Origin of the sequence: Salmonella sp. SAL04196 (genome assembly GCF_046550835.1) — a bacterium.
GTDB lineage: Bacteria > Pseudomonadota > Gammaproteobacteria > Enterobacterales > Enterobacteriaceae > Salmonella > Salmonella enterica.
Genome location: NZ_JBGDXE010000001.1, coordinates 123,569 through 138,190, shown reverse-complemented (window position 1 = coordinate 138,190; position 14,622 = coordinate 123,569). Strand labels below are relative to the sequence as shown.

Annotated in this window: 13 protein-coding genes; 1 reads left to right on the top strand and 12 read right to left on the bottom strand. The window is 52.3% G+C overall.

All coding sequences use genetic code 11. The annotated features are described in order from the left end of the window. Positions 1 to 10 precede the first annotated feature (10 nt). The 9 genes from wcaF to ACLJPE_RS00585 form a co-directional block, all read right to left on the bottom strand. Positions 11 to 565: a colanic acid biosynthesis acetyltransferase WcaF gene (gene wcaF / locus ACLJPE_RS00625; RefSeq protein WP_001153603.1), complete on the bottom strand. Its 555-nt coding sequence runs from the start codon at positions 563 to 565 to the stop codon at positions 11 to 13. Between the two features lie 15 nt (positions 566 to 580). Beyond that, positions 581 to 1,327: a colanic acid biosynthesis glycosyltransferase WcaE gene (gene wcaE / locus ACLJPE_RS00620; RefSeq protein WP_000480134.1), complete on the bottom strand. Its 747-nt coding sequence runs from the start codon at positions 1,325 to 1,327 to the stop codon at positions 581 to 583. Between the two features lie 12 nt (positions 1,328 to 1,339). Beyond that, on the bottom strand, positions 1,340 to 2,554 hold the full coding sequence (gene wcaD, locus ACLJPE_RS00615) for a colanic acid polymerase WcaD (RefSeq protein ID WP_000091397.1): 1,215 nt from the start codon (positions 2,552 to 2,554) through the stop codon (positions 1,340 to 1,342). Beyond that, entirely contained in the window at positions 2,529 to 3,746 is a 1,218-nt protein-coding gene (wcaC, locus tag ACLJPE_RS00610) for a colanic acid biosynthesis glycosyltransferase WcaC (RefSeq protein WP_031602069.1), read from the bottom strand. Before wcaC ends, wcaD begins: the two co-directional genes overlap by 26 nt. Next, a complete protein-coding gene (gene wcaB / locus ACLJPE_RS00605; protein ID WP_000888725.1) occupies positions 3,743 to 4,231 on the bottom strand; it encodes a colanic acid biosynthesis acetyltransferase WcaB in 489 nt (162 codons plus the stop codon). Before wcaB ends, wcaC begins: the two co-directional genes overlap by 4 nt. Positions 4,232 to 4,233: 2 nt before the next feature. Next, positions 4,234 to 5,076: a colanic acid biosynthesis glycosyltransferase WcaA gene (wcaA, locus tag ACLJPE_RS00600; RefSeq protein ID WP_000205695.1), complete on the bottom strand. Its 843-nt coding sequence runs from the start codon at positions 5,074 to 5,076 to the stop codon at positions 4,234 to 4,236. 86 nt (positions 5,077 to 5,162) lie between these two features. Next, on the bottom strand, positions 5,163 to 7,322 hold the full coding sequence (gene wzc, locus ACLJPE_RS00595; protein ID WP_000137227.1) for a tyrosine-protein kinase Wzc: 2,160 nt from the start codon (positions 7,320 to 7,322) through the stop codon (positions 5,163 to 5,165). Next, on the bottom strand, positions 7,319 to 7,768 hold the full coding sequence (gene wzb / locus ACLJPE_RS00590) for a low molecular weight protein-tyrosine-phosphatase Wzb (protein ID WP_000482224.1): 450 nt from the start codon (positions 7,766 to 7,768) through the stop codon (positions 7,319 to 7,321). Before wzb ends, wzc begins: the two co-directional genes overlap by 4 nt. 5 nt (positions 7,769 to 7,773) lie before the next feature. Then, on the bottom strand, positions 7,774 to 8,913 hold the full coding sequence (locus ACLJPE_RS00585; protein ID WP_023231092.1) for a polysaccharide export protein: 1,140 nt from the start codon (positions 8,911 to 8,913) through the stop codon (positions 7,774 to 7,776). 674 nt (positions 8,914 to 9,587) lie between these two features. Here ACLJPE_RS00585 and ACLJPE_RS00580 point away from each other — a divergent pair. Further along, positions 9,588 to 11,168: a TerC family protein gene (locus tag ACLJPE_RS00580; protein WP_000454712.1), complete on the top strand. Its 1,581-nt coding sequence runs from the start codon at positions 9,588 to 9,590 to the stop codon at positions 11,166 to 11,168. An 85-nt stretch (positions 11,169 to 11,253) separates the two neighbouring features. On the opposite strand, the gene asmA is transcribed toward ACLJPE_RS00580, so the two are convergent. The 3 genes from asmA to udk form a co-directional block, all read right to left on the bottom strand. Further along, on the bottom strand, positions 11,254 to 13,110 hold the full coding sequence (gene asmA, locus ACLJPE_RS00575; RefSeq protein WP_039513982.1) for an outer membrane assembly protein AsmA: 1,857 nt from the start codon (positions 13,108 to 13,110) through the stop codon (positions 11,254 to 11,256). 38 nt (positions 13,111 to 13,148) lie between these two features. Beyond that, positions 13,149 to 13,730, bottom strand: a complete 582-nt coding sequence (gene dcd, locus ACLJPE_RS00570) for a dCTP deaminase (RefSeq protein ID WP_001234783.1) — start codon at positions 13,728 to 13,730, stop codon at positions 13,149 to 13,151. A 90-nt stretch (positions 13,731 to 13,820) separates the two neighbouring features. After that, the gene (udk, locus tag ACLJPE_RS00565; protein ID WP_000132082.1) at positions 13,821 to 14,462 is read right to left on the bottom strand and encodes a uridine kinase; all 642 of its coding nucleotides are present in this window, start codon (positions 14,460 to 14,462) and stop codon (positions 13,821 to 13,823) included. Between the last annotated feature and the right edge of the window lie 160 nt (positions 14,463 to 14,622).

The window sequence follows — 14,622 nt, the reverse complement described above, 5'->3', positions numbered from 1 at the left end:
AATAGTCCCGTTAGGGAGTAACTTTCTGAACGCGCTGGCGCGTTACCACTGCGGGATTGCCCCGACAAATCGCATTTGCCGGTAATGATTTAAATACGCTGCTGCGCGCGCCGACGACGGTGCCATGACCTATCGTCACGCCGGGCGCGACAAAAACATCGGTTGCCAGCCAACATTTTTCGCCAATAACAATCGGCGCGGCGTTAATATCGAAATGGGCGCTGGTATAATCATGGCTACCGGTACACAAATACCCTTTTTGTGAAATGACCGCATGTGCGCCAATATTAATTTCACCCAACGTATATAACACAGCGTCGTCGCCTACCCAGGCATAATCGCCGACGGTTAATTTCCACGGATAGGTAATTTTTACTGACGGTCGGATAACCACATTCTTTCCAATTTTGGCGCCAAACAGACGTAGCAAAAAAGCTCGCCAGCGATACAATATTTGCGGCGACCCGGCGAATAATGTCGCCTGTACCGCCCACCATAATTGTACTTTTAGCGCATTAGCGCCGCGGAACCCTTTCGGCACCGTAAAGCCGCTAAGATCCTGCATAATAACTCCCGGTGATTAGACTTTGTTATACCGCGCTTTTGTTTTACCCGTCGTTTTCAGACGTAATAAATAGGATAATTGCGCCCAAAACCCTGGCACACGTAATATTTTTCGCTGTACATTTTTTGCATCCTGACATAATTCCAGATTATTCGAGGTTGACACGCCGCCCATCGAAAATTCAGATACCAGTCCGTTAATTCGCCGAAAAGGATAGCCTGCTTTATAGAGACGGGCCGCCAGCGCATAATCTGAAGAGACATGATATTGCAGATCATAAGGATACTTTTTTAACGCTACCGTCGGGAAAAATATCGCCTGATGGCTGGCTGGCAAACTATGGTAGATATAATACCCGGGTTTAGCCTTCCGGCGTATTTTATGCCCGCCGCCGAAATCCAGCAGCGCGTCGCCAATATACATCGCCTCGCCCTTTTGTCGCGCCAGTTGGCGGACAAACAGCGCGGCATCATCATGGAACGCATCACCGGAATTAAGAAACAGGGTATAGCGCCCCTGCGCCAGCGCAATGCCTTTGTTCATGGCATCATAAATACCGCGATCCTTTTCACTGATAAAACGCAGGTTAAACTCACCGTGACGTTTTTGCAGAAATTCGCGCGTGCCGTCCTCCGAACCGCCATCCACTACGATCCATTCAAATGACAGGCCCGGATCGCGCGCCAGATTGCGCAGCGAGCGCCAGGTTTTTACCACCCCTTCGTAATTGCGAAAGGCGACGGTAACGACGCTTAAAAACATGCCACCACCCCGTTATGAAATTTTTAACGCCTTGCGCAAAATGAACGGACAGACGATTAAAAAAGCATATTCCGGGCTAAATATTGAGCCGGTAAAAAACAGCGACACCGGCGTAAAAAGATAGAGCTGCACCCGAAAATTACGATTATCGCCAAACGCATTTAGCGCCATTTTTAAAACTTTCCCCATATACCACAGCGTCATTAGCACTGCGAACCAGGAAAAATAAATAATCAGCAGATACAATCCATTGTCTATGGTTTTCCCGACATCCGCACCGTTAAAGATTCCGAATGATGCAACATATTCATAAAGTGAGCCAAATCTGACTACACCATCAATATGGGTCAAGGAATATCCGACCATGACTAACGGGCCCACAATACGATAATAAGAAGATGAGCCTTCCGTCCCTAAATCGCCAAGTCGTGTCGCGATATAAGGAAATGCAATAATTACCCCAACCAAAAACAGGGTTAATGAGACCAGCGCCAGTGGAAGTTTTTTCTTTATCGCATCCTTATTCAAATATTGGAACGCCCACTCCAGAAGGTAAAACAGGATAAAGGTCATTACCCCTGAAAATGATCCTGATAATATTATCCCTGCCAGAATCATAGCATCGCTTTTCGGTGTTTTGATACCAAACTGTTTGATGCTCAGCCAAATTGAGATTAGTGCCAAAGCGAAAAATGCCGGTTCAAAATAAAGTGCAGTGGTACGCTTACCGCCAAATTTTATGAAGTTCAGTACATAGCTATTACTGTAAATGAGATATTTCGAAATTCCTTCCATAATACTGCTGCCGCCGGTAAGGATAATTTGCGCCATCTCCACCGCGGCGAGCGCGACCACCATACCCACCACCAGATAAAAAAAACGCAAAATCTTTCGGTGGTTATGCGCGGAAATGGTTTTGAATCGGATACTCCAGACCATCCCGATAATGACCACAATATAGACAAACAGCATCGTGGACGTGACATATTTACCAGCATTCAGCGACTGGCCGAACAGGAAGTTAAATGCCGTAAGCCCCGCGCCGATGCCTAAGGCGATCATCAATTTTTTTACGCTAATGCGTTCCACAAATAACAGCAGCAACAGCGGTAAAAAAGTGACGATGGTAATGGGAAAGCTTTCCCCCAGTTGGGCAATCTTGACATTGACCAGTAGGTAGATCAGCGGCAGCAGCAGGTAGCTACAGATTCTGATAGAACGAGACATACTCCTCCAGCATCTGTTGACCGCTGTACGCGACGCGGCTACGCATACGAAAGGCGTCCAGCGTGGCGCCAAATACCGCCTGAGCAATCTCTGGCTTACGCCGCTGCGCCAGGCGCAGTACATCTGTAGCGGCAAAGGTCTGGCCGCCGGATTTCGCCAGCACCTCCTGCGCCGCCTCGCTGTGGGTAGCGAGCACCGGTACGCCGATCGAGAGCGCTTCACACAAGATCAACGGATAGTTATCGACCCGCGAGCTAAAGACCAGCGCATCCATCTTATTGAGCGCGCTCATTAATTTGCGCTTATCGGTTTCAAAACCGTGATTAACAACGTTTTGGCCAGTAAAAGGCGAAAATTTACCAAAGGTATGCAGTTCAATTTTTTCGCCCAGCGCCATCATGTCGTGTACCAGACGCTGGTCAGTTTTGCCATCGTAACGCAAGTCATGCGCCACAATGGCAATTCGCGGTTTGCCCGGATTCAGCGGCACAGGTGATAGCTGCGCGAGAATCGCCTCGGTCGCCAGATCGATACCGTTGTTAATAATCTGGCAGCGCCCCGCGCCATAAACGCTGTTAAAGGCCTCGGCCACGTGCTGGCTCGGCGAAATAAACCGGCAGCCCAGCCGCAGCATGTCCCGAAAGCGCTGACGTTTGCCGTCAATAAGCTGGTGCGCCCGATCCACCCTGACCGGCGGATAATTGCTTAGGGTCGGGCATTTTTGGCAGCCGCTTTTCCAGCCCTCGCAACCGTCGGTGAAGGCGCAGCGCCCGGTGACGCTCCAGTGATCGTGCAGCGTCCAGACCAGAGTGACGTCCGGTTTTTGCGCTTTGACTTTTTCGCAAAACGTCACGATGTCCGCCAGGTTTAGCCAGTAACTGTGGAGAACATGAAAATGCAGCACCAGCGGGCCGGATGTCTGGATAACCGTGCGGTAAAGATTGTCGAGATTGCCAAACAGATCGCGATTCAGGAAACGAAACAGCGCGATATTAGCGATTGCCGTGCCGCGCGGCGTCTGTTTTATCACCTGCGGATAACGATGGTGGCTGACGCTTTTTTTTCCGCCTTTGCCATAACCATAGACAAAACGTGACGTCAGCCCTTTTTGCAGCGCCCGCAGATGGAGATCCAACGCCACTCCCGCCGCGCCGCCTTCCGCCAGCCGTACATTAAATTGCAGAATATTCATGTGCTGACCTTCACCCGTGCTTTTTCTCCCACCACCAGCGCATGGTCCGGAATACTGTCAAGCACCACGCTACCCGCGCCAATCGTGACGTGATTACCGATAGTAATATCGCCAAGCAGGATGACATTCGCCCCCAGCTCAACGCCGTTACCGATCACCGGACAAGCCAGGCTGTCCGCGCCGCGATTGCCAATGGTGACGCCGTGGCGAATGGTAAAATCGTCGCCGGCGACGACATGTTTGTTGATCACTACCGCGTAACCATGATGGATAGTGAACCGCCGACCAATGGTCGCGGCGGCCTGGATTTCATACCCGAACAGGCATTCCGTGATCACGCGATACAGCACCAGCACCGGCGCGGCCCACAGATTATTCAGCACATTCTTTTTGCGCCAGACGGAACAAAAATGAGCGATACGGTAGGCCAGCACCATGCAACAGGGGCGTAAGCTCCAGCTATTCGCGCGTAAGTCTTCCAGCATCGTTATCGCCCCCGCAGCCCGGCCGCCAGGCGTTTGCTGTTACGCACGGAGAGCAACGTCAGCAACGTGCGCCAGGTCATTCGCTTATTGCGAATTTGGTACAGGGTAAAAAGCTGGTATTTTTTGCTGGCGCGATCGAATTTATCTTTGTGCTTACGATAAAAATGGAAATAACCGGAGAACTTTTTCGGCGAAGAGGTAATCTGCATCTCGCCGTGGTTGATATGTAAAATTTGCGTCGCCTCTTCGACTTTCCACGGTTCGCCATACTCCACCACCATACGCAGAAAAATGTCGTAATCCTGCGCCGCCTTGAGTTCGGTATCGAACAAACACGCTTTAAAACGCCAGGCCCAGGTAAAAACCTGATTGCCAATAATATTGCGCTTGTAGAACAAGCGGCGCGAATAAGGGGATTTCGGATACAGCGGCAGGCTGGCAGGCTGAGAGTAGACCTCGCCCTCGCACACATAGTCGTTGGCATACAAAAAGGCGTGCGTAGTCAACTGGTGTTTATGGGCCAGAAACACGCTCAGACGGTTTGGCGTCCATTCATCGTCATCATCAATACCGGTAATGTAGTGCCCTTGCGCCTGCATAATGGCTTGGTTGCGAACCGCGCAGGCGCCGGTATTCCTGGCGTTATGAGTATAACGAACGCGCGGGTCGTTCAGCTCCTCAACAAATTGTTGTAGCTGCTGATAAGACGAGGAGCAATCATCCACGATGATCATCTCCCAGTGACGGTAGTCCTGACGTAGTACTGATTTAATCGCCCGGATAGCCAACTGCTGCCTGTTCCAGGTTGGCATATAAATTGAGATCAGCGGATTGTCTGTTGTCATGCTTATTCCCCAGATAGTTTTGCCGCATGGCGCTACGCTTGTCCGGCCTACAGTCACAGGCCGCGCCATCCGGCACGCCTTATTTTTTATTTGGAATCTGACTGGTATTCATACTCGTAATAGCCATAATCCTGGTAGCCCGTCGCCCGGCGGAAAATGGAGTTGAGAATGACGCCTTTGACCTGAATGCCATTCTGGTCAAAACGGCTCAGACTGGTTTCCACTTCTTTCAAGGTGTTGACGGCATAACGCGCCACCATCAGCGTCGTCCCGACGTGGCGACCCACAATCGCGGCGTCCGTCACGGCCAGAATCGGCGGCGTGTCGATTAATACCAGGTCGTAGCGGCTGCTTGCCCAGGCGATCAGCTCGCCGAAGCGCTCGCTCATCAGCAGTTCTGATGGGTTAGGCGGTACCTGACCGCGCGGAATAAGATCAAAATTAGCGATCGCCGTGGGTTTCGCGCAGGAGGCTATCTCGCCTTTGCCCGCCAGAATGTCAGATAAGCCGTCCACGTTATTGGTGCCGAGCAGTTCATGGGTGTAGCCCTTGCGCATATCGCAGTCGATCAGTAATACCCGTTTATGCGTCTGGCTGATGACGGCCGCCAGGTTGGCGCAAACAAAGGTTTTGCCGATAGAGGGGCTGACGCCTGTGAGCATGAGTACATTATTTTGCGCCTGCATCATGGCGAAATGCAGGCTGGTGCGCAGGCTGCGAATCGCCTCAATCGCCAGATCGGTCGGATTGCCCACCGCCAGCAGTTGGCTCTGCTTGTAACGCTTAATTCCTTTAATGGTTTTGACGCTATCGCGCGCTTTTTGCCATTCCGACAGCGGAATACTGGCATAGACGCTGATCCCGTGCTCCTCCAGCGCCTGCGGGCTTTCAATACCGCGATTAAACAGCGAGCGCAGCAGCACGCCGACAATCGATAACATTAATCCCAGAATAATGCTGCCGAGAATAATCAACGCCTTTTTCGGCTTCAGCACGCCCGGCTGGGTAATCGCCGGGTCAACGATGCGCACGTCGCCAACGGTGCTGGCTTCGGTGATTTTCAGCTCCTGCTGTTTATTAAGCAGTTGCATATAAACCTGCTGGCCGGACTCCACATCACGGGTCAAACGCACAATCTCCTGCTGGGTTTTCGGCATTGCCGTCACCCGCCCGTTCAGTTTGGCTTTTTCATCTTCCAGCGCTTTACGTTTTTCCAGCAGGGTGCGGTAAGCCGGATGCGCTTTGGTAAAGAGCTTGGAAATTTCCGCCTCTTTAAACGTCAACTCATTCAACTGGGCGTCGATATTAACCATCGAATCGAGCACCGCCTTCGCCTCCAGCGGTAAATCCACCGAGTCTTTATCCTGGCGGAAAGCGTTTAGCTTGTTTTCCGCCACATCCAGACGGCTGCGGACTTCCGGCAGTTGTTTTGCCAGAAACGCCAGGCTCTTCCCCGCCTCCTCAGATTTCCGCGCAATATCCTGTTGCAGATAGTTACGGGTAATACTGTTGAGAATTTCGCGGATCTGGTCGCGATCCTCTCCCGTGAACGTCAGGCTCAGAACGCCGGTATCTTTGCCGGTTTCCGTTACGGTGAGGTTATTTTGCAGGTTATTAATCATGCCAAGCGTTGAGAATTTACTCACCGTAAATTCCGTATCAGGACGGGCGTCAATCGCCTCTACCCGCATCGTCACGCCGTCTTTATTGAGTGGCTGGCCCACAACGCCCTGCGCGCTAAATCCGCCGTCGCTAACCAACTGATAACGTTTGTCGCCCAGCACTTTGAGGGTGAAGATCTGTCCGCTCATCGTCTCTGGTCGGGTGAATGTCGTGACTTTCACCATTTCATTGTGACGCCCCATCAGCCGCTCCCACCCGGCGCCGAACAGCGGAAAGGTGTTTTTGGTGACGGCAATATCCAGATCCAGATCGTCAACGGTCTTCCCCAGCACCAGGCGCGATCGAATGAGCTGAATTTCCGCATCGGAAGCCGGCGGCTTATTCGCTAATGCGCTGTTGATATCCTGTACCAGCGAATTACCGGCGTTTTGTTCAATCTGTACCAGCGCATCGGCGCTATAGATGGGCGTGGCGAAGAACGTATAAATTACCGCGCACAGCGCAAATATGGCCGTCGTCCCCAACACCCACCAACGCGCTTCAATCACCGTTCCGACCAGACGCCCGATATCGATTTCATCGCTACCCGTAACCGCCGCAGATTGTTTTACTTTTTCTGTCATGGTTTTCCCTGCTCTGCATTCAGTGCCTGCGCCCACTGGCGGGCAGACCTTTCCAGTAATGTGTACACCGCCTCAAACGCATCGCGGCTTTTGCGATACGGGTCCGGTATTTCACGCTCGCTGTCCCAGTGACCAAACAGCATTACCTTGCCGCGCATTTCCGGCGCAATGTCGCACAGGGCGGCGATGTGACGTTTCTCCATCGTCAGAATCAGGTCATATTCCCGGCACAGACGCGCGGAAATTTGCCTTGCGCAGTGATTTTCCAAAGACAGATCGTGGGCGCTCGCCACGCTCGCCGCCGCAGGATCGGCGCCTTTGCCGACCAGCGCGCCTAACCCGGCGGACGCTACCGTCAGCGAGGGATGAAAGCGCTTTAGCAAACGTTCCGCCGTCGGGGAACGGCAAACATTCCCCACACAGACCACTAATATTTTGTTAAACATAACGATTACCAGGAATGAATGTCGCTGGCCGTATCCGTCATATAACGGACACCGCTAATGGTTGGCAGCAACTGATTGATCAGACGGTTCCAGCGAGCAACCGGCGCAGTCGTGACGTACACCACATCGTAAGGCTGAAGTCGGAATTCCGTCGCCATCACCAATGACGTGGCGTCAGACATATCAAGCTGGTAGATATTGGCGATCTTGCCGCCGCGTCCCCCCTCGCCTTTCAACGGACGAATCACAAAAATGCCGCTGGCGTTGGAGGTGGTCAGATCGATGCCTTCCGCATTGCCCAATGCTTCGGTGAGCGTCATACCGCTGAAATCCATTTTGAGGGTGCTCTGTTTTTTCACTTCGCCCATGACAAAGACTTTCAGATCGTCATTGCGCGGCACATACAGAATGTCGCCAGGGTAGAGCAAGCGGTTCTGGCTAAGATCGCCATTTTGCATCAGCGCCTGTAGCGAAATGCGCTGTTCTTTGCCGTTGTGCGTCAGCACGACGTTGCGCCAGTCCGCCATATCGGTCAGGCCGCCCGCAGCGTTAATCGCATCCAGGACGGTTAGCGGTACGTTAGTAATGGCCTGCTGACCGGATTTATTCACCTGGCCGGAGATATACGCTTTTTGCGAGCGGAAAGCGGCGATATTGACATCCACCTGTGGGTCCGCGATGTACTTCGCTAAACGCCCGGTAATATCGCTGCGAATCTCTGACAAAGTTTTACCGACGACGCTAACCTTGCCAATGTAGGGATAAAACATGGTGCCGTCCGGCTGTACCCAGTTGCCGGTATCGCTTGAGCTACGGTACTGGCCTGCTGGCGTGGTCAATTCCGGGTGATCCCAGACGGTGACATTCAGCACATCGCCAGGCCCGACGCGATACTGATAGCTGGCGATCTCCTGGTCCAGCGACATATTCGGTTGCGCGACATTGGGCCGCGGGCGTAATTGCTCAACCAACCGTGGCGTCAGCGGATACACATTGACCATCCGGTCAAGATCAAAGTCAGCGTCTTGCTGTTTGATCACATCTTTCCCAATCGTAGACATATTGCTGCCCGGAAGTACTGTGCAACCACTTATCAAGCTGAGCGACGCCAATAATGGCATCAATTTCATTTTGGATTTCATCATTGATTATTTATCACTTTGGCAGAGTCATTATCCTGTGCAATTTAAATAGCGGCTTCGTCCGTGCACATTTACCTTGCAGTTAATGGCAGAGAAAATTAACTGGCATCATTCTGAAAAAAAATCAATTCATCCGCAGGCTATTGACAGAATAATAAAGGCTTATATTCAGGCTTTCAGGCACGCTACCGCCCCTGGCTTCTTAGCTACCAATACACTGATTATTCTAAATTTTCGCATTCCCCTCCGATTTTATCCTCGTTCAGATAAAAATCTTCAGCGAAATAAAGGTTACGTATTAATAGTTTTCTCGATGTTGTGACAGGATATTTAAGAGCGCTATCTTAATCCTGCAAGAATTGTTGCAGCTAACCTAATGACAGGCAAGGTAACAAACCCGCCATTCTATATTTTTAAGATTAATATTAAATGAATTAACAGATGATTTTAGGATTTTATTGATGTTGACAATATTTATTTACTCCACTCCACCTGCGATATTTCCTAAATATATTCTTGACATTATTTAGTTTCCGACAGAAACATTACGGCTATTTTAAAGTTATTTTATAGCCGCGTAACAAAGATAAATTGCTCTGCGGCATTGCATTTTTCCGCCGTATTATCCATGATCGAATTGTGACAATTGTCATATTACAGAAGGTATTGCTCTTACTATGGAATGGATTGCCGATCCGTCAATCTGGGCCGGACTGGTAACGTTAATCGTTATCGAACTTGTTCTCGGCATTGATAACCTGGTCTTTATTGCCATCCTCGCTGAAAAACTACCGCCGGGGCAGCGCGACCGCGCGCGCATTACCGGCCTGATACTGGCGATGATCATGCGCCTGCTGCTGCTGGCGTCAATCTCGTGGCTGGTCACCTTGACTAAGCCGCTTTTTAGCGTACAGGCGTTAAGCTTCAGCGCCCGCGATCTGATTATGCTGTTCGGCGGCTTCTTCCTGCTCTTTAAAGCCACCATGGAGCTCAATGAACGGCTGGAAGGGAAAGATAGCGCCAACCCTACCCAGCGTAAGGGGGCGAAATTCTGGGCGGTGGTCGCGCAAATCGTGGTGCTGGACGCTATCTTTTCTCTCGACTCCGTGATTACCGCCGTGGGGATGGTCGATCACCTGGCGGTCATGATGGCGGCAGTGATAATCGCCATTAGCCTGATGCTGCTCGCCAGCAAGTCACTGACCCGATTTGTGAACAACCATCCCACCATTGTCATTTTGTGTCTTAGCTTCCTGCTAATGATCGGCTTTAGCCTGGTGGCGGAAGGGTTTGGTTTCCACATTCCGAAAGGGTATCTGTACGCGGCTATCGGCTTCTCGGTGATGATCGAGGCGCTCAACCAACTGGCTATTTTTAACCGCCGCCGTTTTCTTTCCGCTAACCATACGCTGCGCCAGCGCACAACGGAGGCCGTGATGCGGCTGATTAGCGGTAAAAAAGAGGATGCCGAACTGGATGCGGAAACCGCCGCGATGCTGGCAGACCATGACGACAGCCAGATTTTTAATCCGCAGGAGCGCAGGATGATTGAGCGGGTGCTGAATCTCAACCAGCGCACCGTAAGTAGCATCATGACGTCGCGTCATGATATCGAGCATATCGATCTCAACGCGCCGGAAGCGGAAATCCGCGCTCTGCTGGAAAAGAACCAGCATACGCGTCTGGTCGTGACGGGTGAAAATGAACAGGAAGATTTACTCGGCGTCGTCCACGTCATCGATCTGTTGCAACAATCGCTGCGCGGCGAACCGCTCAACCTGCGGGCGCTGATTCGCCAACCGCTGGTTTTCCCGGAAACATTGCCGCTGCTGCCTGCGCTGGAGCAGTTCCGTAACGCCAGAACCCATTTTGCCTTTGTCGTAGATGAGTTTGGCTCGGTTGAAGGCATTGTGACATTAAGCGATGTCATGGAGACTATCGCCGGTAATCTGCCGAATGAAGTCGAGGAAATTGACGCCCGCCACGATATTCAGAAGAACCCGGACGGTTCCTGGACAGCAAACGGCCATATGCCGCTGGAGGATTTGGTGCAGTACGTGCCGCTGCCGCTGGATGAAAAACGGGAATACCATACGATTGCCGGATTATTGATGGAATATTTGCAGCGCATACCGCAAACCGGTGAAGAGGTTCAGGTGGGTGATTATTTGCTGAAAACATTGCAGGTAGAAAGCCATCGAGTGCAGAAAGTGCAGTTAATTCCGCTCCATAACGGCGAGCCAGACCCGGAGATGTAACGTCTGTTCGCCTGCCCCGGCCTGCTTACCAGGCAGGCCGGAGGCGCGTTAGCCTCGCCATCCGGCACTCCTCTTTGGCCAAAAACTACAGCTTATCCAGCAGTTTCTTCACATCTTTACCGTTACGGGTATCTTTATTGCGATCCGCCCAGTCGTTGAGCCGACGCTTCGCCTCATCCTGTAAATGCTTGCGCAATAACTGATCCACTTGCAGGGTATAGTTCAGCTCCTGCCACTTGCCATAGACGCGCAGCGGCACCGGCGTCTCTTTCAGGAAGGTGATCAGGTTGCTATTGCCGTTCCATCCGCCCAGCACACGCAGATTAAATTGCGTATCACAGCTCTGCTTAACCAGATCCAGCGTTCCGCTGCCGGTTAACGCCAGCATAGAAGATTGCCCGACCATGTCGTCGAGCGTCAGCGTGCCCTTATTTAGCGTCAGATCGGTCGTGAAGCGATCCAGTCGGGTCGCGTTGTCCATATTTTCCTGCGACTGCTGCGCGTCGCCGCCGCTTCGCTCTACGGCCTGCTGCACCAGTTGTTGGAAATTCATTCCTTCGAGGCGCGTATTGCTCATGTCAACATGCGCTTTTCCTTTCCAGCTATGGCGAAACGCCTCCGCGTCAATATCCGCCCCGGAGAAATCGCCAACCAGCGACATCTTACCGGTCAGGCTAATCGGATAATTGAAGGCTTTCAGGATAGTCCCAATCTCAACATGGTTGAGGCGAGGGTGGAATTCGATGCGCGGACTGGCGGTGCGGGCGTCAAGCGTGCCGGGCAGCGACATCTCTCCGTCGGCCAGTTTCCCCTGCAACTCGGTGATATCCAGCAATCCGGCCTGATTAGACATCTTCGTCGAAACCTGGGTAAAGTCCATTCCCCGCCAGCGAACTGAATCCGCCTGTAAAGCAATCTCCGCCGTAAAGCTTTGCAGCCCCTGATAAGGCGGCGCACCAACACGCGACGCGATAACTGGCCTGGTCAGGGGGAGCGTATTTTGCCCCTGCGACACCGCGCCGCCCGTCTGTGCCACGGTGCTATGATGCGGCAACAGGTTGTCCAGATTAAGCTTGCTGGACTGGAGGTCAATTTGCCATTCCGGCTGCTCCGCCAGCGTTACCTGAACATGCCCGGTCAGAGAACTGTCATTCGCCGTTAAATTTAAGTGGTTAAATGAAAGACGTTTTTGCGCCTCCTGCCACTGCGCCTGCAGTTGTCCCTGCCCCTCAATCCCCTGCGCCGGTAGATCCGCGCCCTGCAATAGCCAGCGCAGTTGCTCAATACCCGCGGTTAAATTATGCGGATAATCGGAAGCATCCACCGTTCCGCTGAACGATAAAGCAAGATCCCGCTGATCGCGGTTCACGCGTCCCGAAAAATCAAACGTGCCGCGATGCTCGGCATCTTGTTCCATATTCAGACGAATATCGCGCACCGTGACCTGATCATTATTTTCATGCTGGAAAACCAGCACGCTGTCGGCAACGCGCAGGCTACGAATATCAAACGACCAGCCGCGATCTTCCGCTACGTCCGGCAAGGTATTATCTTTCGGCGCGACCGGCGCATCATCACTGCGTACCGCTTCCGTTTGCGGCGTCAGTTGAATCACCCCGCCTTTCAGCATCACCTGCTTAACATGAAGCTGATGACTCAACAGCGGCCATAAAGCGACATCCAGGCGCATATTGTCAGCCCGCACCAGCGGTTCGCTGGCGCCTCGCGCCGTTAGCGTCATTCGCCCGGAAAGGATGCTGAGTTGCGGCCATACGTGCCAGCGCAGCGGCCCGTCCAGTTGCAACTGATATTCACTACGCGCGGCAACCTGCTGCACCATATAGGCGCGGAAATCATTCGGATTGACCAACAATACCAACGCAGAGAATCCGGCCACCAGCACGACCAGGAGAATCATCAGCGTCGTCAGAAATCGTCTCATGCTACCCTCAATGGACCGGCAGTATTGCGCCGAATGGCTCAGTCTTTATCAATCCGGCTGGCGACAGCGCCCTGCTGATCGCGATATTTGGCATCCTGACGGCGGTTATAAGGCCGCGCCGCCGGGCCTGACAGCGGCTCAAAGCTCAGCGCGCCGATGAGCATACCCGGACGCAACGCCAGCGGCAGCTTCCCGGAGTTGTAAAACTCAAGCACAATGCAGCCCGACCAGCCGGGATCGATACGGTGCGCCGTCACATGCACCATCAGTCCCAGACGCGCCAGCGAGGAACGGCCATCCAGCCAGCCCACTAAATCCGGCGGCAGGGTAACGGATTCAAAGGTGACGGCCAGCGCCAACTCGCCCGGATGCAGATAAAATGCCTCGCCGTCCGGCAAAACGATTTCATCGCTCATCACGCGATCCAGCGCCGCGCTGACCTCATCTTTCGGCCCGCTCAGGTCGATAAACGCCGCCGTATGGCCACGGAAGGTTCGAAATTTATTGCCAAGACGTACATCGACCGTCGCGCCGTTAATGCGCTCTACGGGAGGTCGCGGGGTGATAGACAAACGGCCTTCATCCAGCCAGGCTTCAATATCTCGGTCGCATAAACGCATGGCACTTTCTCCTTTCGCGCATCAAGCCCTTAAATCAAGCACATCAAGGGCTAACCAGGTTATCACTGAACGGTACACAATTCGCCAGATTTATTCAAAGAACTGGCTGATTTTCGCTTTCAGAATATCAATAGCGATGCGGTTTTTACCGCCGCGCGGCACGATAATATCCGCATATTGTTTGGAAGGCTCAATAAATTGCAGGAACATCGGACGCACCGTTTTCTGATATTGCGCCATCACCGAATCCATTGAGCGACCACGCTCGTTCACATCGCGTTTGATACGGCGCATCAAACAGATATCCAGCGGCGTATCGACAAAAATAGAGAAGTTCATCTCTTCACGCAAACGCGCGTCGGTCAGTAACAGAATACCTTCAAGAATAATCACTTTCTTCGGTTCTACGCGAACCGTTTCCTGCATACGGGTATGCTCAACATAACTGTATACCGGTAATTCAATCGCCGAACCGCGCTTGAGCGCCTGAAGATGCTGAAATAGCAGGCTGTGATCCATCGCATTCGGATGGTCATAGTTGGTTTTTACGCGTTCTTCCATCGACAGATGGCTTTGATCTTTGTAATAACTGTCTTCGGGAATAACGCCAATATGTTCGTCACCCACTTGTTCACGCAATTCGCGGTAAAGGGTACTGGCAATAAGACTCTTGCCGGAAGCCGATGCGCCAGCGATACCGATAATGACGCACTGATGAGACTGATCAGTCATAAATTTAGCGACCTGATTAACCTGGATGTAAGGAAGGGGGGCGCCGAAACGCCAAACGCGGCAATTATAGGGATTTCAGCAGCGCGATACCAGTCCGGCGCTATGCCACGGTGAATTTGTTGGCGGCGCATTCGACGTCGCGACGTAAAAGCGTTCAGTT

Bases quoted from the DNA above. Each gene is read 5' to 3' on its own strand.
- wcaF (WP_001153603.1), bottom strand. From the start codon at position 565: ATGCAGGATCTTAGCGGCTTTACGGTGCCGAAAGGGTTCCGCGGCGCT.
- wcaE (WP_000480134.1), bottom strand. From the start codon at position 1,327: ATGTTTTTAAGCGTCGTTACCGTCGCCTTTCGCAATTACGAAGGGGTG.
- wcaD (WP_000091397.1), bottom strand. From the start codon at position 2,554: ATGTCTCGTTCTATCAGAATCTGTAGCTACCTGCTGCTGCCGCTGATC.
- wcaC (WP_031602069.1), bottom strand. From the start codon at position 3,746: ATGAATATTCTGCAATTTAATGTACGGCTGGCGGAAGGCGGCGCGGCG.
- wcaB (WP_000888725.1), bottom strand. From the start codon at position 4,231: ATGCTGGAAGACTTACGCGCGAATAGCTGGAGCTTACGCCCCTGTTGC.
- wcaA (WP_000205695.1), bottom strand. From the start codon at position 5,076: ATGACAACAGACAATCCGCTGATCTCAATTTATATGCCAACCTGGAAC.
- wzc (WP_000137227.1), bottom strand. From the start codon at position 7,322: ATGACAGAAAAAGTAAAACAATCTGCGGCGGTTACGGGTAGCGATGAA.
- wzb (WP_000482224.1), bottom strand. From the start codon at position 7,768: ATGTTTAACAAAATATTAGTGGTCTGTGTGGGGAATGTTTGCCGTTCC.
- ACLJPE_RS00585 (WP_023231092.1), bottom strand. From the start codon at position 8,913: ATGATGAAATCCAAAATGAAATTGATGCCATTATTGGCGTCGCTCAGC.
- ACLJPE_RS00580 (WP_000454712.1), top strand. From the start codon at position 9,588: ATGGAATGGATTGCCGATCCGTCAATCTGGGCCGGACTGGTAACGTTA.
- asmA (WP_039513982.1), bottom strand. From the start codon at position 13,110: ATGAGACGATTTCTGACGACGCTGATGATTCTCCTGGTCGTGCTGGTG.
- dcd (WP_001234783.1), bottom strand. From the start codon at position 13,730: ATGCGTTTATGCGACCGAGATATTGAAGCCTGGCTGGATGAAGGCCGT.
- udk (WP_000132082.1), bottom strand. From the start codon at position 14,462: ATGACTGATCAGTCTCATCAGTGCGTCATTATCGGTATCGCTGGCGCA.